Origin of the sequence: Burkholderia aenigmatica (assembly GCF_048627025.1) — a bacterium.
In the GTDB taxonomy this organism is placed as follows: domain Bacteria; phylum Pseudomonadota; class Gammaproteobacteria; order Burkholderiales; family Burkholderiaceae; genus Burkholderia; species Burkholderia aenigmatica.
Genome location: NZ_CP184470.1, coordinates 375,575 through 391,971, shown reverse-complemented (window position 1 = coordinate 391,971; position 16,397 = coordinate 375,575). Strand labels below are relative to the sequence as shown.

The 16,397-nt window shown below is 68.0% G+C and carries 19 protein-coding genes and 1 pseudogene; 9 read left to right on the top strand and 11 right to left on the bottom strand.

Annotation, left to right across the window (positions count from 1 at the left end):
* Window positions 1–5: 5 nt before the first annotated feature.
* On the bottom strand, window positions 6–866 hold the full coding sequence (locus ACN8ZM_RS34105) for a LysR family transcriptional regulator (protein WP_420213203.1): 861 nt from the start codon (window positions 864–866) through the stop codon (window positions 6–8).
* 157 nt (window positions 867–1,023) lie between these two features.
* Between ACN8ZM_RS34105 and ACN8ZM_RS34100 the strand changes: the two genes are divergently transcribed.
* A complete protein-coding gene (locus tag ACN8ZM_RS34100) occupies window positions 1,024–2,412 on the top strand; it encodes a DHA2 family efflux MFS transporter permease subunit (RefSeq protein ID WP_420213202.1) in 1,389 nt (462 codons plus the stop codon).
* Window positions 2,413–2,421: 9 nt separating this feature from the next.
* Here the strand turns inward: ACN8ZM_RS34100 and ACN8ZM_RS34095 are convergent, their stop codons facing one another.
* Window positions 2,422–2,802 (bottom strand): DUF4377 domain-containing protein, encoded by a 381-nt coding sequence (locus ACN8ZM_RS34095; RefSeq protein WP_089452815.1) that lies wholly within the window; start codon window positions 2,800–2,802, stop codon window positions 2,422–2,424.
* On the opposite strand from ACN8ZM_RS34095, the gene ACN8ZM_RS34090 reads away from it, so the two are divergent.
* The gene (locus ACN8ZM_RS34090) at window positions 2,790–3,191 is read left to right on the top strand and encodes a hypothetical protein (RefSeq protein WP_420213201.1); all 402 of its coding nucleotides are present in this window, start codon (window positions 2,790–2,792) and stop codon (window positions 3,189–3,191) included. The two genes, ACN8ZM_RS34095 and ACN8ZM_RS34090, sit on opposite strands and share 13 nt — an antisense overlap.
* Window positions 3,188–4,381 (top strand): tyrosine-type recombinase/integrase, encoded by a 1,194-nt coding sequence (locus ACN8ZM_RS34085; RefSeq protein ID WP_420213200.1) that lies wholly within the window; start codon window positions 3,188–3,190, stop codon window positions 4,379–4,381. The genes ACN8ZM_RS34090 and ACN8ZM_RS34085 overlap by 4 nt, the downstream gene beginning before the upstream one ends.
* Before the next feature lie 46 nt (window positions 4,382–4,427).
* Here ACN8ZM_RS34085 and ACN8ZM_RS34080 read toward each other — a convergent pair whose 3' ends face one another.
* The 4 genes from ACN8ZM_RS34080 to ACN8ZM_RS34065 all read right to left on the bottom strand — a co-directional run bounded on the left by ACN8ZM_RS34080 (window position 4,428) and on the right by ACN8ZM_RS34065 (window position 7,854).
* Window positions 4,428–4,826: a lysozyme inhibitor LprI family protein gene (locus ACN8ZM_RS34080; protein WP_420213199.1), complete on the bottom strand. Its 399-nt coding sequence runs from the start codon at window positions 4,824–4,826 to the stop codon at window positions 4,428–4,430.
* Window positions 4,827–5,018: 192 nt separating this feature from the next.
* Entirely contained in the window at window positions 5,019–5,237 is a 219-nt protein-coding gene (locus tag ACN8ZM_RS34075) for a YXWGXW repeat-containing protein (RefSeq protein ID WP_089452947.1), read from the bottom strand.
* 62 nt (window positions 5,238–5,299) lie between these two features.
* The gene (locus tag ACN8ZM_RS34070) at window positions 5,300–6,457 is read right to left on the bottom strand and encodes a DUF1501 domain-containing protein (RefSeq protein WP_420213198.1); all 1,158 of its coding nucleotides are present in this window, start codon (window positions 6,455–6,457) and stop codon (window positions 5,300–5,302) included.
* Between the two features lie 2 nt (window positions 6,458–6,459).
* Entirely contained in the window at window positions 6,460–7,854 is a 1,395-nt protein-coding gene (locus tag ACN8ZM_RS34065) for a DUF1800 domain-containing protein (RefSeq protein ID WP_420213197.1), read from the bottom strand.
* 611 nt (window positions 7,855–8,465) lie between these two features.
* Here ACN8ZM_RS34065 and ACN8ZM_RS34060 point away from each other — a divergent pair.
* Window positions 8,466–8,900: a cupin domain-containing protein gene (locus ACN8ZM_RS34060; RefSeq protein ID WP_089452810.1), complete on the top strand. Its 435-nt coding sequence runs from the start codon at window positions 8,466–8,468 to the stop codon at window positions 8,898–8,900.
* A gap of 204 nt (window positions 8,901–9,104) precedes the next feature.
* Window positions 9,105–9,257 carry a hypothetical protein gene (locus ACN8ZM_RS34055; protein ID WP_179258801.1) on the top strand — a complete coding sequence of 51 codons (153 nt, stop codon included), beginning with the start codon at window positions 9,105–9,107 and terminating at the stop codon, window positions 9,255–9,257.
* A gap of 42 nt (window positions 9,258–9,299) precedes the next feature.
* On the opposite strand, the gene ACN8ZM_RS34050 is transcribed toward ACN8ZM_RS34055, so the two are convergent.
* Window positions 9,300–10,502 (bottom strand): RNA-guided endonuclease InsQ/TnpB family protein, encoded by a 1,203-nt coding sequence (locus ACN8ZM_RS34050; RefSeq protein WP_420213195.1) that lies wholly within the window; start codon window positions 10,500–10,502, stop codon window positions 9,300–9,302.
* Between the two features lie 74 nt (window positions 10,503–10,576).
* On the opposite strand from ACN8ZM_RS34050, the pseudogene ACN8ZM_RS34045 reads away from it, so the two are divergent.
* From ACN8ZM_RS34045 to ACN8ZM_RS34035, 3 genes and pseudogenes are all read left to right on the top strand, one after another.
* Window positions 10,577–10,705, top strand: a pseudogene (locus ACN8ZM_RS34045) (transposase); the annotation flags it as partial.
* A 59-nt stretch (window positions 10,706–10,764) separates the two neighbouring features.
* Window positions 10,765–11,013, top strand: a complete 249-nt coding sequence (locus tag ACN8ZM_RS34040) for a hypothetical protein (protein ID WP_420213193.1) — start codon at window positions 10,765–10,767, stop codon at window positions 11,011–11,013.
* The gene (locus ACN8ZM_RS34035; protein WP_420213191.1) at window positions 11,010–12,011 is read left to right on the top strand and encodes an alpha/beta hydrolase; all 1,002 of its coding nucleotides are present in this window, start codon (window positions 11,010–11,012) and stop codon (window positions 12,009–12,011) included. Before ACN8ZM_RS34040 ends, ACN8ZM_RS34035 begins: the two co-directional genes overlap by 4 nt.
* 147 nt (window positions 12,012–12,158) lie before the next feature.
* On the opposite strand, the gene ACN8ZM_RS34030 is transcribed toward ACN8ZM_RS34035, so the two are convergent.
* The 4 genes from ACN8ZM_RS34030 to ACN8ZM_RS34015 all read right to left on the bottom strand — a co-directional run bounded on the left by ACN8ZM_RS34030 (window position 12,159) and on the right by ACN8ZM_RS34015 (window position 14,383).
* Window positions 12,159–12,662 (bottom strand): periplasmic heavy metal sensor, encoded by a 504-nt coding sequence (locus ACN8ZM_RS34030; protein ID WP_089452798.1) that lies wholly within the window; start codon window positions 12,660–12,662, stop codon window positions 12,159–12,161.
* Window positions 12,659–13,075, bottom strand: coding sequence for a hypothetical protein (locus ACN8ZM_RS34025; RefSeq protein WP_043190986.1), 417 nt, complete (start codon window positions 13,073–13,075; stop codon window positions 12,659–12,661). The genes ACN8ZM_RS34030 and ACN8ZM_RS34025 overlap by 4 nt, the downstream gene beginning before the upstream one ends.
* Window positions 13,072–13,836: an RNA polymerase sigma factor gene (locus tag ACN8ZM_RS34020; RefSeq protein WP_089452797.1), complete on the bottom strand. Its 765-nt coding sequence runs from the start codon at window positions 13,834–13,836 to the stop codon at window positions 13,072–13,074. Before ACN8ZM_RS34020 ends, ACN8ZM_RS34025 begins: the two co-directional genes overlap by 4 nt.
* Before the next feature lie 247 nt (window positions 13,837–14,083).
* Window positions 14,084–14,383, bottom strand: a complete 300-nt coding sequence (locus ACN8ZM_RS34015) for a YXWGXW repeat-containing protein (protein ID WP_043190991.1) — start codon at window positions 14,381–14,383, stop codon at window positions 14,084–14,086.
* Between the two features lie 323 nt (window positions 14,384–14,706).
* Here ACN8ZM_RS34015 and ACN8ZM_RS34010 point away from each other — a divergent pair, with 323 nt between their 5' ends.
* The gene (locus ACN8ZM_RS34010) at window positions 14,707–16,392 is read left to right on the top strand and encodes a purple acid phosphatase family protein (protein WP_043190994.1); all 1,686 of its coding nucleotides are present in this window, start codon (window positions 14,707–14,709) and stop codon (window positions 16,390–16,392) included.
* The last annotated feature ends 5 nt before the right edge of the window (window positions 16,393–16,397 follow it).

Sequence of the window (16,397 nt, the reverse complement as noted above, 5' to 3'; positions counted from 1 at the left end):
CCCCGTCAGGCGGCCGTACCCGGCGCGCGCAGGTCGCTCGCTTCCAGCAATTCGAGCAGGGTGCGCGCCGGCTGGCTGAGCCGCTTCGCGGCCAGCGCGATGAATTCGATGTCGGGCAGCACGGGCAGCGCGTCGCCGTTGACCAGCGGCGCAAGCCCGCGCGTCGACAAATAGTGCGACGTCGCGGTCAGGCCGAGCCCCGCGCGCGCGGCCGCGATGCAGCCCGGCTGGCTGCTGCTCGAACACACGACTTCCCAGCCGATCCCCTTCTCCGCGAGCGCGTTCAGGACGATCCCGCGCGTCACGCTCGGCTCGGCGACCAGCACGAGCGGCAGCGGCCGCTCCGGATCAACGATCGTGCCCGGCCGCGCGACCCATTCGAGCCGCGCACGCAAGAGCGGCGTGCCGCGCCGCTCGCCGAGCCGCCGCTTGCCGATCATCAGGTCGAGCGCGCCCGCGTCCAGCCCTTCGTAGAGCCGGCTCGTCATGCCGGTGGTGATCTCCAGCGCGACGTCTGGGTGCGCGGCGCGAAACCCGGCGAGCACGTCCGGCAACGCGACGAGCGCGAGATCGTCCGGCGCGCCGAGCCGCACCAGCCCTTGCAGCCTCGGCTTGCGGAATTGCGATTCCGCGCGGTTCAGCGCCTGCAGGATCACGTTCGCATGCACGAGCAGCGCCTCGCCGTCGGCCGTCATCGCGATCGAATGCGTGTCGCGCACGAACAGGCGCCGGCCGACGCTCTCTTCGAGACGACGGATGTGTTCGCTGACGCTCGACTGGTTGAGCCCGAGCTGCCGGCCCGCTTCGGTGAAGCTGCGGCAGTTCGTGACGGTCGCGAACGTCTTGAGCCAGACGGGATTGAGCATCCCGCATTGTCATCGGCATGGCCGATGACAGTCAACGTCGTCAGGCAGCTTCCCGATGACCATCGGAATCGGTACCATCGAGCGCTTGAAGACCGGCAGGCGCCGTGGACCGCGTCAAGGCGCCGCCCGCGCCGGCCTTTGCACCACCGATTTCGCCATGTCCCGAGAACCCACACACACCGCGCTGCTCTGGATCGTCGCCGCTGCATTCTTCATGCAGTCGCTCGACACGACGATCGTCAACACCGCCCTCCCTTCGATCGCGCAAAGCCTGCACGCGTCGCCGCTCGCGATGCAGCCCGTCGTGGTCGTCTATACGCTGACGATGGCGATGCTCACGCCCGCGTCCGGCTGGCTGGCCGACCGGTTCGGCACGCGCCGCGTGTTCTCGCTCGCGATTCTCGTGTTCGTGCTCGCGTCGATCGGCTGCGCGGCGTCGCATACGCTCGGCCAGCTCGTCGCCGCACGCGCGCTGCAAGGCATCGGCGGGTCGATGCTGCTGCCGATCGGGCGGCTCGCCGTGCTGCGCCGCGTGCCGGGCGAACAGTACGTGTCGGCGCTCGCGTTCGTGTCGGTCGCCGCGCAACTCGGGCCGATCGCCGGGCCGACGCTCGGCGGCTGGCTCACGCAGGCGATCTCGTGGCACTGGGTGTTCATCGTCAACGTGCCGGTCGGCGTGGTCGGCTTCCTCGCGGTGCAGCGCTATCTGCCGCACGACCAGCTGACGCAGCCGCCGCCGTTCGACTTCGTCGGCTGCGCGCTGCTGTCCGTCGCGATGATCGCGCTGTCGCTCGCGATCGATCCGCCGATGCCCGCGCATCGCGCGGCGTGGTCGGCCGGGCTGGCCGTCGTCGGCCTGGCGAGCGCGCTGGCCTACCTGCCGCATGCGCGGCGCCGCGCGCAGCCGCTGTTCCGGCTCGGGCTGTTCCGCGAGCCGAACTTCGGCTCGGGGCTGCTCGGCAACCTGCTGTGCCGGATCGGCACGAGCTCGGTGCCGTTCATGCTGCCGCTGCTGATGCAGGTGCAGCTCGGCTATACGCCGCTGCAGTCGGGGCTGATGCTGCTGCCGGCCGCGATCGCGGGCGTCATCGCCAAACGCTGGATCGCGCCGCTCGTGAAGCGCTTCGGCTACGCGGCATTTCTGGTCGTGAATACGGGAATCGTCGGGTGTGCGATCGCGGGGTTCGCGCTGGTGTCTGCGCGGCCCGCGCCGGTGCTGGAAGGCGCGCTGCTGATCGTGTTCGGCGCCGCGAACTCGATGCAGTTTGCAGCGATGAACGGCGTGACGCTCAAGGGGCTGTCGCATGCCGACGCCGGCAGCGGCAACAGCCTGTTCACGATGATGCAGATGCTGGCGATGGGGCTCGGCGTGTCGATCGGCGGCAGCCTCGTCAACCTGTTTGCCGCCTATCGGGGCTCGATGGCGCACGGGTTCATGCTGTCGTTCGCGTGCATGGGTTTGGTGACGCTGCTGTCGTCCGTCGTGTTCCGGCGCATCGATACGGCAGCGCCGCCGGCCGGTGCGGCAGCGCGGCCGTCCGCGTGAGCGCGGCCGTCAGTTCGCCGCGCGGCGCTCGACGACGCGCTTGAGCACCCAGCGGATCGACGAGCCGTCGGCCGGCGGCTGCGCGACGCGGTATTCGTCGATTTCAAGCGTGTACAGGTAGCCGGGCTGGTACGCGAAGCCTTCGATGCCGGCGTACCACAGGCTCCACGGCTCGCTCGGGCTGCTGCGCACCTGCAGGCACTCCATCGGCGCGACGCCGGTGCAGCGCGCGGATTGCGGCGCGACATAGACAGTCTTCGTCACCGGCTTGGCATCGGCCGGGCGCACCGCGTTCGGCGACGTGGCGACTGCGTCGGTCTGGCATCCGGCGAGGAGCGTGCTGCCGGCAATGACGGCCGCGCCGAGCAGCGTTCTGGATGAGCAAATCATCTGATGGTCCTCAGGAAGCGTTGGAGGGCCGGTTAGACGGCCGGTGCGACGAGAAAGTTCACAAACAGCTTACAAACATCGATCTGCCCCTCGTTCGCCGGATGTCGCTTGCGAGTCTTCCCGTTGCGGTGAGCCGGTTCGGCCGCGTGCGTCGCCGCCAGAACGCCCCTCATGCGGCGGATCTATCGCTGATCGGCATCATGCGACAGGCGATGCTCATCGGGCCGTTGCCGAACCGCATACCGTCGCCTGAGCAAAGCGATCGTTGCCGGCCGGTTCGCCGTGTGGCGATCGTGTACCATCGGCGCTTCCCGATATGCCTGATCGCGCTGCGTTCGTCCGCCCGGCTCCCTGCGTACGATCCGCGCAACGCACCCCGCTTCGCATGACCTCACCCGTTCCGTCCGACACCGCGCTGCGCCCGCTGCCGATCGATGCGCTGACCGTGCCGGCCGCGCTCGACGGACGCACGGGCACCAACCGCTCGAACAGCGCGCATCCGCAGATTGCCGCGACCAACGATCTCGACGCGGTGCGCGCATGGCTCGCACGCTTCGTCGATACGCCGACCACGTTCCAGAACTATCGCAAGGAAGCCGAACGCCTGCTGCTGTGGGCCGTGATCGCGTGCGGCAAGCCGCTGTCGTCGCTCACGCACGAAGATCTGATCGTGTACCGGCAGTTCCTGCTCGCCCCCGCGCCGGCCGACCTGTGGTGCGCGAACGGCGGGCGCAAGCATCCGCGCGACGATCCGCGCTGGCGGCCGTTTTACGGGCCGCTGTCGGCGGCCAGCCAGCGGCAGGCGCTGGTGATCCTGAACGTGATGTTCTCGTGGCTCGTGCAGGCCGGCTACCTGGCCGGCAATCCGCTCGCGTTGTCGCGGCAGCGGCAGCGCCGGCCCGCGCCGCGCGTCACGCGCCATCTCGGGCAGCCGCTGTGGCAGTCGGTCAAGGACGCGATCGCCGCGATGCCGCGCGACGACGCGCGGGCGGGCTTCCATGCGGATCGCGCGCGCTGGCTGTTCACGCTGCTGTATCTCGGCGGGTTGCGCATCACCGAAGCGGCCGACACGACGATGGGCCAGTTCTTCTGCCGGCGCGACGCGGACGGGCGCGACCGCTGGTGGCTCGACGTGACGGGCAAAGGTGGCCGGCAGCGGCTCGTGCCGGCCACCGACGAAATGATGGCCGAGCTGTCGCGCTACCGGCGTGCGCATGGCCTGCCCGCGTTGCCGTCCGACGGTGAGCCCACGCCGCTCGTGCTGCCGGTCGGCCAGACGCGCAAGCCGCTCACGCGCGCGGCGCTGCACGGGATCGTGAAGCAGGTGTTCCGGCATGCGGCCGACCGGTTGCGCGCGAACAGCGAAGCCGGCGAGCAGCAGGCGCGCGTGCTCGAACAGGCGTCCGCGCACTGGCTGCGCCACAGCGCGGGCTCGCACATGGCCGACGGCCGCGTCGACCTGCGGCTCGTGCGCGACAACCTCGGCCACGTGTCGCTCACGACGACGAGCCAGTACCTGCACGCGGACGACGACTGGCGGCATCGCGAGACGGAGGAGAAACACCGGATCGGGTGGTAGGCCCGCACCGGCCTGACGGATCCCGGCTCGCGCAACGTGTCCGCGCTCAGTGATCGAGTTCGAGCCCGCCCAGGCCGCCATTGCTGCGGCATTTCGCGCGATCGCCTTTCACCTGCCAGTCGATTTGCCCGCACATCACGTCGATGCGTTTGCGGTAGCTGTCGATCAGGCACTGCGTCGTCGTGCAGCGGTTACGCGCCTTCAGCCATGCCTTCTGGGTCGCCATGAACTGCTCATACTCGGGCGGATCCTCGACCGGATAGTTGCTGAAGTCGTAGAGCATGTCCTGGTAATCCGCGTTGAGCGCATCGTCGAGACGCGACAACGTCGGGTTGGCGCAGATTTCGCGCTCCACGAACGTGGACGCTTTCGCGCAGTTGAACGACGCGGCGTGCGCGCCGGTCATGCCGGCCGCAACAGCCAGCGCAACGAGCCATGCTTTCATGTGGGTGCCGTGAGGTAGAAAACGGCGGCCGTGGATCGGCTCGCCGTGACGGACGAACGGGGATGCCCGTCGCCGGATGCCCGTCGCCGGGTGCCCGTCGCCGGGATCCGGCAGCTTAGGGCAACGCGCATCGCATTTCAATACGCTGCTCCGCCTCTTCCGCACCCGCGCCGCGGGGCACGTTACGCCCGATCAGTACACGCCCACCCAGTGCCCGGGCACCCACGCCCAGTGATTGCCGGCCCACCGGTAATGCCCCTTCGCCCAGCGATAGCCTGGCGCGGGCATCGGAGTCGGTACCTCGACGACCGGCGCCGGCTGCGGCGGTCGCACGGGTTCGACCACGCACGCGGACAGCAGCGTCGCACTGGCCGCGACCAGCACGGTGAGCGAAACGGATCGCATCTTCAACATCTTGGATTCTCCCTGTTGTGTAGTGGATGGACTAAATGCCGAAACGGCAACGCCGCGCGTCACGCGGCTCCGCGAATCAGCCCGCTCATCGGCCGCGTCGCACCGCTTTCCGCGAACAGCGCGGACGCGGTGCGGTGCGGATCGAGCCGCAGGCTTTCGGCGGCGGCGCCCGAGATCAGCGCGTCGAGCGACGCGGTCGGCTTCAGGTCGCGCCCTTCGTACAGGTCGCCCGGCCGTAAACCCGGCCAGTCGGCGATCACGCGGCCGCCGGCGACCGCACCGCCCGCGAGCATCGCGACCGACGCCTGCCCGTGATCGGTGCCGCCGGTGCCGTTCGCGGCAGCCGTGCGGCCGAACTCGGTCGCGACCAGCACCGTGGTCTGCTGCCACGCGGGCCCGAGGCCGTCGCGCAGCGCGGCGAGCATCGTGTCGAGTGCTTTCAGCTGATTCGCGAGCCGCGCGTTCTGCGCGCTGTGCGTGTCCCAGCCGCCCGTCTCGATCATCGCGATGCGCGGGCCATCGTCGCGCGCGAGGAACGTCGCGGCGAGCTTGCCGACACCCGCCGGATCCTGCCGCGCATGGGCATCGCCGGCGAGACCGCGCGCGTCCATCGCCGATTGCCACAGCGGGCCGAGCTGCGCGTCGGCCTCGTAGAGCGCCGACACGCGCGCGAGCAGGTCGTCCGGCGCGGCCGGCAACCCGGACGGTGCGTACGACGCAGCCTGCACGGTGCCGCGCAACGCGAGCGGCACGGTCGGCGCGAACGCGATCGCGCTTTCGCGCGTGGCCGGCAGCAACGCGGCGAGCCGGTTCAGCCAGCCGTCCTTCACCTGGTACGGTGCGCGGCCGCCGGTCTCGAGCACGTTCTGGCCGTCGAAATGCGAACGATCGCGATACGGCGACGCGATCGCATGGACGAACAGCGCCTGCCCGTCGCGGTACAACTGCGCGGTCTGCACGAGCGACGGATGCAGCGCGAACGTGCCGTCGAGCCGCGTCGCGGCCGACGTGTCGATCGCGAGCGGGCCGCGCAGCGCTGCATACGCGGGCTCGGCATACGGGACGACGATATTCAGGCCGTCGGCTGCGCCGCGCTGGATCACGAACACGAAGCGCCGGTCGGTCGCGACGTTCGCGAACACGATCCGCGGCGCGACGAGGATCGCGCCGGCGCCGGCGGCGGCCACGCTCAGGAATTGTCGGCGGGACAGTGCCATGGTCATCTCCGTTGGAAATCGGGTGAGACGAGCAGCAGCGCGAGCGACGTGGTCGCGCTTTCGGCGCGCGACAGCGCGGTCGCGGTCGGTGCGCTCAACGAACCGGCGAGCAGCGTGTTGCCGAGCGCGCGCGGATCGAGCCGGTCGCCGGTGCGCGCGGCCAGCCGCTGCGCAAGCTCGACGCGGCGCACGAGCGCGTCGGGCGCGGCCCAGCTCGCGGCAACGTCGTCGTATCCGGCCGGCGAGCCGGGCCGCCATACCGGCTGGCCGAGCTGCGCGAGCAGCGGTGCGGCCTTCAGGTCGCCCGTGTCGTGCCAGCCGAGCCCGCGCAGCGACGACACGGTCCACTCCCACGGCGTCTTGAACTTGCGGTTGACCGGCGACCACGCATCGGGTGAATCGACTAGCGCGCGATAGACGGTCGGCAAATCGCCGCCGCTCGCATCGAACGCGCGGGCCAGCCGGTCGGTCAGCGCGGGCGGCGGATTGTCGGCGACGAAATGACGAGCCAGCTGGAACGCGATATGCCGGCCGGTCGCCTCCGAATGCGCGAGGTCGTGCAGGATCGCGCGCGCCTGCGCTTCGCCGGGCTGGTCATAGCTGCGCCCCATCACGGTCCGTGCGCCGGGCTCGTGCAGTTTCGGGCGGAACACGAACGCGCCGGGCGCCGCGTCGCCGGGCTGCGGGCCGCGCCCGCCGGCGATGCTCCAGCCGGTCAGCGCACGCGCGAATTCCGTCACGTCGGCTTGCGTGTAACCCGTCCGTACGCCGAGCGTGTGCAGCTCCATGATTTCGCGCGCGAGATTCTCGTTGAGCCCGCGTTTGGCCGACGGATTGCGTGCTTCGGCACGCAGCGCGGCCGGGCTGTCGGGGCCGACCGAACGCGCCTGGTCGAGGAAGAGCTGCATCGCCGGATGCTGCTCGACGGCGACCAGCATGTCCTCGAAACGGCCGAGCACATGCGGGCGGATCGCGTCGCGTTCGAACGCGCCCGCGTAGGCCGCCACCGGCCCCTTGTCGACCGATACCGCAAAATGATTCGCCCAGAAATGCACGAGCCGCTCGACGAACGGCGCGGGCGTGATCAGCGCGCTGTTCAGCCGCGCGACGACGGCGCTGCGATACGTGTCGTTGCCGTCGCGCCGGATCGACTGCTCGGTCGCGCGCTTCGTTGCCGGATCGTTGGCCGTCATGGCGTTGCGTGCGTTCGCGAAGCGCGTGGCAAGCGCGACAGCGTCGGGCTCGCCGGCCCACGTGGCGGGCCGCGCGTCGTAACGGTCGAATTGCGCGACGAGCGCCGCCTTCGGGTCGGCAGGCGGCGCTTCGTCGGCCCGCGCGCCGAGACCGAAACGGTTCAGCGCGATGGCGGCCGGTGTGATGTCGTTCGGGTGGTCCATGACGGGGCTCTCGCGATGCGTACCCGTGTTTAACGCCGGTCGGCGGAAAATCCGTCGCTGGGAAGACGAATATTTCTCCGCGATGGTGCGGAAACGTTCGGCTTGCTGCTGGCTTTCAGATGACAGCCATCCACTGGCGATGCACCGACCTGTTGACTGCGGAGAAGGACAAGTTCGACCGTCGAGCCGTATCGGCTCGCAGCAACCCGGGTTTCATGAGTTGCTTAACTACCCGAAGGAAAAACTGATGCCTGCGTTGTTCCGGCAGTCGATCGTCAGGAAACACGGCCGGTAGGCAAATGGAGCATTGATATGGCCATTCGGCGTTGCCACAATTCCGAGAGTACCCGGGCGTGGGTTGCGTGCGCCATGCAGTGACGCGTGAAGGCTATGCCACTGATCCGCGATTGCGTTCTGCGGTGTTATCGCGACAGCCGGCCGTTGCTCGTCGACGAACGTTTCATTGCGGCCGACCCGGCTTCTGCGGCACGCCCGTGCCTGCGTTTGTAACGGGCGACGCGGAACATCATCCCGTGCTCACCGCGTCGCGGCGCCGGTGCCGATACTGCAGGCCCGAATGACGATTTGCCCTGACCAGACGGAGTTTCGCGATGAATTCGACACGTCACGAACTGATCACCATTGGCTCGCTGTCGATGCAGTTCCTGGTCGATGGCACGGACACCGCCGGCCATATGGCAATGGCGGAAATGGTCGTCCAGCCGTTCTCAAAAGTCCCGCCTCCGCATCGCCATGTCGACGTCGACGAAACGATCCGCATCGTGGAGGGTTCGCTGACCTACCGGGTCGACGACAGCGTACGCGTGCTGAACGCGGGCGATCATTGCTTCTCGCCCCGCGGCAGCGTTCATCATTTCTCCAATCCGGGCAATGTCCCCGTTCGTGCGCTTGTGGTGTTTACGCCTGCCAACATCGGGCCCGACTATTTTCGCGAGATGGCCGGGGTGTTGGTCGCGGACGGCCCGCCGGATCCAGAGCGGGTGAAGTCCGTGATGAGACGCCACGGGATCGAACCGGCATCCTGAACGGATGAGCCTGGCCGGCCCGGATCACGCCCAGGCAATCGTCACATGAATCACGGGATCTGCACCATGCCGCCGCATCGGGTCCGCTGGGCACTGGCCCTTCCCTGAACCGGCGCAAGACTCGAGAAGACGTATCGCCCCCGCGTCACGACAATATCGTCGTCTCGCCCGGGAGTAAAAAATCGGTACAACCGGAGACCCATCGTGACCAGGCTGCTCGCCCTCCTCCTGCTGACTCCCGTTATCGCTTTCGCCGATCAATCGGCCTTTCCCGAAGGTTCCACCACGCCTGCCGCCTCGGACATCCAGCAACGTCTCGCGGGCAAGGCATTCGACTTGACATCCTCCCCCGCCTGAAGACGGGGGATTCCTACCGCGTCTGAAACGATAATGCTTATCTCAGATCGCCTCGGCGGGTTCCTGCTTCACGGAGCGGCCCGACTGCACCGGCTCTCCACAGGCTGCAACGCGGTGTCCCCGCGCCAGAATGTTCAGAGCACCGACGACATCGGCGTTCTCCTCGTAACTGCATTCGACACAGGCGAATTTTTCCTGCGTGGTCCGGTTATCCGCACTCATGTATCCACAAGCCGGACACGTCCGGCTTGTATTCGCGGGCGGAACCGCCACGAGCCAGCCGCCATTCCAGGCCAGCTTGTATTCCAACTGCCGCCTGAACTCGAACCACCCTTGGTCGAGGATGGCCTTATTCAGACCGGACTTGGCCCGAACATTTTTGCCAGGCGCATCGGTGCTGCCTGCCGCCGACCTGGACATATTCCGAACCTGCAAGTCCTCGATACACACCATCGCGTGGTTTTTGCTGATCGTGGTCGTGGCCTTGTGCAGGTAGTCGCGGCGAGCATTGCCGATGCGCGCATGGATGCGCTGGACTCTGGTCTTGGCTTTTTTCCAGTTATTGCTGAACTTGACCTTGCGGCTCATCGCACGTTGGCATCGGCGCAGACAAGCCTCATGTTTCCTGAAACTGTTGAGCGATGCGAAAAATGTGCCGTCGCTCATCGTGGCGAAGCGGGCGATGCCCACATCGATGCCGATCACGCTGGTGGCATGGGGCACCGGCTGCTCGACCTCCCGCTCGGTCTGGATCGAGACGCACCACTTGCCCGCGTTGAAGCTGACCGTTGCGTTGCGCAGTTCGCCCAGCACGGGACGCGACAGCCTCAGCCGCATCCAGCCCAGCTTGGGCAGGAAAATGCGCCCATTGGGCTGGTCGAGCTTGAATTGCTTGGGGTCCGGGTAGCGAAAACTGTCGCGCTGGCCGCGCTTCTTGAACTTCGGAAACGCCGCTCGCTTGGCGAAGAAGTTCTTGTAGGCCCGCTCCATGTCTTTGAGGGCGTGTTGCAACGGGTGAACGGGGGCATCCTTGAGCCATGGCGTTTCGCCTCCGTTACGCCACTCCGTCAGATGCTTGGCCATTGCTACGTAGCCAATGAACTTGCCGCCCGCCTCGTAGTTCTCCTTCTGCAACGCCAGTGCCTTGTTGTAGACGAACCGGCACGATCCGGCGAAGCGGCGCATATCGCGCTGCTGCTCGCCGTTCGGCATCAGTTCGAACTTGAAGGCCTGGAGTCGTCGCATCGGACGATTGTATGTCTGGCCCACAAGAGCGAGTCAAGCCATTCGACGTGGTCGCAATTACGTCTTTCAAGTGCTACTCGAGCATTCGTAAAAAGCTGTGGGGCGGCGCGCCGTGGTCTCTGTCTTACATTGCCGGAAGTTGTGGCGGAGCGCCTGTCGAAATCGTTCGCAAATACATCGACCAACAGAAAACGCCCCACTAGCCGCCCGAAAGGATGCCTACGGCGTCCGCGCTATCCCCCCCCGCCCTGAAGGACGAGGTTTGACGTGCATTCAGATCAAACTGGCGGACGGTACCCAGTGGCATGTCCAATACGGCAACAGCGGCGACTACGATTTCAAGTCGAGCCAGGGGTTTGCCGATCACGGCGACTGGAAGGCCGAGGACGGCAAGGTCTGCAGCAAGGGCCGCAAGATCCCGTACTCGTGCAACGACGTTCGCGTGAAGGGCGACGACCTCTATCTCAAGCGCGACAACGGCGAAATCATTCAGTTCGTCGAATCGCATTGAACGCCGCGCGTCGAAACGAAGACGAGCGTTCGGGCAGCCACGGCTCGGCACACCTCGCGCCGACGTGGCGCCACTCCATTGACCAGGAGAAGCTGCCGCATTCCGGCCTGCCGCGGCGGAATGCACCGGCCACCACTACGATGCCCACTCTTCCCGTCAGCTTGCGTGCGCGGTTTCGTTGCTTCAGGTCGATGCGTCCGCCCACGCGCTGGACCCGTGCGTGGCTGCTTGCAATCGCGCTGACGCTGTACGGCTATCCGGCGCATGCGCAGAATCCGCCCAAGGTCGTCGACATTCCGACCCGTCCCGGCGTGACCCAACGGTTTCTCTTCATCGCGCCCGACGCGCCGAAGGCCGCGGCCATTCTTTATGCCGGCGGACACGGCGGACTGCAGCTGGATCCGTCCGGACGATTCGGATGGGGCGCAGGCAACTTTCTCGTCCGCACCCGGCAGCGGTTCGTGAATGACGGCATCGCGGTCGCGGTCATCGATGCGCCGAGCGACCGCCAATCCGCGCCTTACCTCAACGGCTTTCGACTTTCAAAGGAACATGCCGACGACGCGCGTGCGGTGATCGCCTGGTTGAGGGAGCAACTCCACGTACCGGTCTGGCTGGTCGGAACGAGCCGCGGCACCCAGTCCGCCGCGGCCATTGCGATTGCGCTGGCCGGCGGCGGCGGGCCCGACGGTATCGTGCTGACGTCCACCATCCTTCGCGAAGAACGAGGCGGTACCGCGGTCACGGACATGGACCTTGCCAGCCTCAGGATTCCGGTGCTCGTCGTGCATCACGAGAAAGACGGCTGCAGGAATTGTCCGGTGTCCGAAACGGATACGCTGATGAAGAAGCTGGACCAGTCTCCGAAGGCCGACCTGATGATCGTGTCGGGCGGCACGTCCCGGGGCGATCCGTGCGAAGCGTTTGCCTATCACGGCTTCAATGGCCTGGAGAGCGGCGTGGTCGACGCGATCTCCGCGTGGATGCTCGCTCGTTGAACGTGCGCGCCGCGTGGTGCAGTCGCGGTTGCCTCTTGTAATCCTTCGCTGTCACCTGCCTGCCAGCATGGACGGCCATGCCTTCCGCGTACGCGTTGCGCATCACTGAAACGGCACGCCGCCGCACGTCGCCCGCGCGGCGTTTGCTTACTTGCTCGCCGCGTCGCCCTGTTTCTTCTGCAACTTCGGCGGCAGCCGCCAGTTACCGCTACGCCGCAACCCGTCGACGAACTTCGCGCGCTCGTCCGGCGTCAGCGTCGCCGCGAAATCGACGACGCTGCGCTCGACCTGCGCACGCAGCGCGGTATCGGCCGCACGCGTGCGGTCGAGCGCGGCGTCGATCGCCGTCCGATCGAGTTGCGGCGCGGCGAGCAGATCCAGCACGGTGATCCGGCCGTCGCGCCCTTCCCGCGCGAAATCGCGGCCGTCCTTGCGCGCCGCCTTCAGCGCCGCGGCGAATGCCTGCTGGCGCGTATCCGGCAATTCGTCCGCCGCGAAACGCAATGCGGTGCGCGACGCCGGTGCGCCCGCGGCCCGCAGGTCGCGATGCGTCGAGAACCATTGATACGCGCCGCCGCCGATCGCGCCGAGCATGAATACGTTCAGCACGACCGAACCGACGAGGATGAATTTCCAGCCACGCTCACTCATTCATCACTCCAGTCCACGCTCGGTCCACCGAACGTCGTTGTCAGATAGCCGGGCTCATGCGAAGGCGGCACGCTGCCGAGCATCAGCATCGACACGGCCACCGCGCCCGCGAGCGCGCCGGCCAGGCCTACGCCCGCGAATGCCGCGCCCGACCACCACACGGCGCCCCGCCGCCGCGCGCGGCGCGGTGCGGGCGCCGTCGCAACGATGCGCTCGACGAGCGCCTGCGCGGGCGGTGCGACCGTATCGTTGGCGAGCCACGCATCGAGTTCGGCGGCATCGTCCAGCGCCGCCAATGCGTCGCCCGGATGCGCGCGCGCCCAGGCCTCGGCGGCCGCGCGCTCGCCGTCCGGCCAGCGCCGCGCATCCGAGCCGTACGCGGCGACGATGGTACGAAATCGTTCGGGTGTCATCGGATGTCCTCGCTAGGTGAATCGCCGGCCAGTTGCGCGCGCAAGTTTCGCCGGGCGCGCGCGAGCAGGCTTTCCAGCGCGTCGACGGTAATGCCCATCAGGTTGGCTGCCTCCACGTTCGACATTTCCTGATAGTACTGGAGCACGAGCGCTTCGCGCTGCCGCGCCGGCAACGCCGCGAGCGCCTGCCGCACGCGCGCGTCGCGCGAGCGGGTCTCCGCCCGGGTGGCCGGCTCCGGTTGCGGATCGGGCACGTCCGGCAACACGTCGACCGGTTCCTCGCGGCGGCCGCGCAAGCGGTCGTAGCACAGATTCAGCACGACGCGATGCAGCCACGTGTCGAACCGCGCCTCGCCTTCGCGCCAGCCCGGCGCCTGTTTCCAGATCCGCAAGAACGTCTCCTGGGCGACGTCCTCGGCTTCCGTGCGGTCGCCGAGCATGCGCGTCGCGAGCGCGAGCAGCCGCGGCAGCTTGCGCGCGACGAGCATGCGCACGGCCGACGCGTCGCGCGCGCCGACCCGTGCCACCAGTGCCGCGTCCGGATCGCCGTCGCTCAACGCGGGGCGCTCCAGCGCATCGCGCGTCTGTGCCGCGGCGCGATCGTCGATGCGCCCGCCGGCAGACTGAAGTTCATCGTCATGCTCTCCTTGCATGCGCCGCGCCATTACCCGGCCCCGCCACACCGGCGGTTCGGAATCGCCGCACGCATCGCGCACGGCATCGGCAAGATCCGTTTCATCGGCATCCGTTTCAGGCCGCATGGCGATCGTGTCGATCGGGTGCCGGCCGCCCGGACGCGTTCGCGTGAGCGGCGGCCGGCGCGCTCAATATACGACGACCGGCGCGGGCCGGTAATAGGCCGGGCGCGCCGGCACGACGACACAGCCGGCCAGCACGATGGCTGCGGCCGCCAGGATCACCACGGTTCGAAAAGGCATGGCTGCGACTCATGACGTTGCGGGAAGAAACCGCCGTGCCGGCACCGCGTGCCGTCCGGCGGCATGCGCATCAGGCCCAGTGACCCGGAACCCAGCGCCACGCCGGACCGCGCGCGGCCCAGTGGCCCGGCACCCAGTGATAACCGACACGCACCACTTGCCAGTGGCCTGGAATCCACACGTAGCGGCCCTGCCGCCAGTGCCAGTGGCCCTGGTCCCACACGTAGCCCGCGCGCGGCGCCGGCATCACTTCGACGCGAGGCGGCGGCGGCGCGTAAGGCGCGACGATGACGGCCTGCGCGAAAGCGGCGGACGCAGCCAGCGCGGCCACGCATGCCGCGGCAAACCGCAACGGGATGGAAAGCTTCATGAAAGACTCCGAAGTAGCGGGTATCGACCGGAAGCGGCCGTTCATGCGTTAAACGGCGCGGGCGAACGGAATCCGTCGCAATGTCGGCAAAAAAATTTCGACCGAACCGGACGCGCGTCGGCGCGGGCCGGATGCCGCGATGCGCAAGCCCGGGCATGTGCCGGCGCTTGTATGGGGTTGCCGTGCTGTCACAACCCGGCAAAACTGCCCTTCGACAATGTTCGGCACCGGGATCCCGCTCGTTTCCGGCCCACGCCCCGGCCACGCTTGCGCACGGCCAGGCGGTTCCACATCTCGCGTCTCCACCAACGAAAACACCGACCATGTCGAACCAGGACAACTCCCCGATCCAGCCGAACGAGCCGGCCGCGTCCGTGTCGCGTCGCGGCTTCCTGAAACTCGCCGGCGTGTCCGGCCTCGCCACCGCCGCCGGCGGTCTCGCGGCAGCCAGGGCCGCCGCGTCGAACCCGGACGGCACGCCCGAACAGGTCCACCTGACGTGGGGCAACGACCCGACGTCGGAAGTCGTGATCTCGTGGGCATCGCTCGCGTCGGCCGTCAATCCGCGCGCCCGCATCGTCGCCGACGGCGAGCCGCCGCGCACCGTGCACGGCGTCCAGCGCCTGTACACCGACGGCCTGAACGGCGAAACCGTGTTCGCGTACCACGCCCGCGTACACGGGCTGAAGCCGAATACGCGCTACCGCTACGAGATTACGGCCGACAACGACAGCAACGCCGCGCAGCCGTTCTCCGCGAATTTCTCGACCGCGCCGCGCGGCCGCGCGCCGTTCCGCTTCACGAGCTACGGCGATCTCGCGACGCCGAACGGCGCGTGGGTGCTGTCGTCGCCGCAGAGCCGCTTCGCGGTGCAGGCGGTCGAGCAGTTCCAGCCGCTGTTCCACCTGCTGAACGGCGACCTCTGCTACGCGAACCTGAACCCCGCGCACCAGCCCGAGGTGTGGCGCGATTTCGGCAACAACAACCAGACGTCGGCCGCCAATCGTCCGTGGATGCCGTGCCCCGGCAATCACGAGATCGAGTTCAACAACGGCCCGCAGGGGCTCGACTCGTATCTCGCGCGCTATACGCTGCCGGAGAACGGCACGCGCTTCCCGGGCCGCTGGTACAGCTTCCGCGTGAGCTCGGTGCTGTTCGTGTCGCTCGACGCCGACGACGTCGTGTACCAGGACGCCGCCGCGTTCGTCGGCGGCCCCGCGCCGCTCGTGCCGGCCGCGAGCACGGGCCGCCCGCCGATCGAGCCCGGCACGTCGTTCTACGTGCGCGGCTACAGCAACGGCGAGCAGACGCGCTGGCTCGAACACACGCTGCGCCATGCCGCGCATGACGACGACATCGACTGGATCGTCGTGCAGATGCACCAGGACGCGCTCAGTTCGTCGAAGACGGGCAACGGTTCCGACAAGGGCATCCGCGAAGCCTGGCTGCCGCTGTTCGACCGTTACGGCGTCGACCTCGTGCTGTGCGGCCACGATCACGACTACGAGCGCAGCTACCCGGTGCGCGGCTGCAATCACCGCGCGGGCGTCGATGCGACGACCGGCGAAGTCGTCGAGACGCTGCAGCCGCGCCCGGTCGGCTCGAACGACCCGGATCGCACGAAGTTCGACACGAGCCACGGCACGATCCACCTGATCCTCGGCGGCGGCGGCACCAGCGCCCCGCTCGACGTGTACGGCGAGAACCCGGCGACCGGCTTTGCGCGGGCGAAGGTGTTCACGAAGCCGAACCGGCCGGTGCCGGGCACGGCGCCCAATACGTTCGTGCGCGAGCCGGCCGATGCGCTCGAGGATGCGATCTGGTCCGCGCGGCGCGATACCGGCACCGGCTACGGGATCGCCGTGTTCGACTACGAGCCGGGCAAGCCGGACGGACACACGACGATCACGATGCGCTACTACCACGCACCGGGCGCCGACCAGCACCCGACCGCCGACTACGAGCTGTTCGAGACGATCGAACTGAGCAAGAAGCGGAACGAACGCTGATCGGG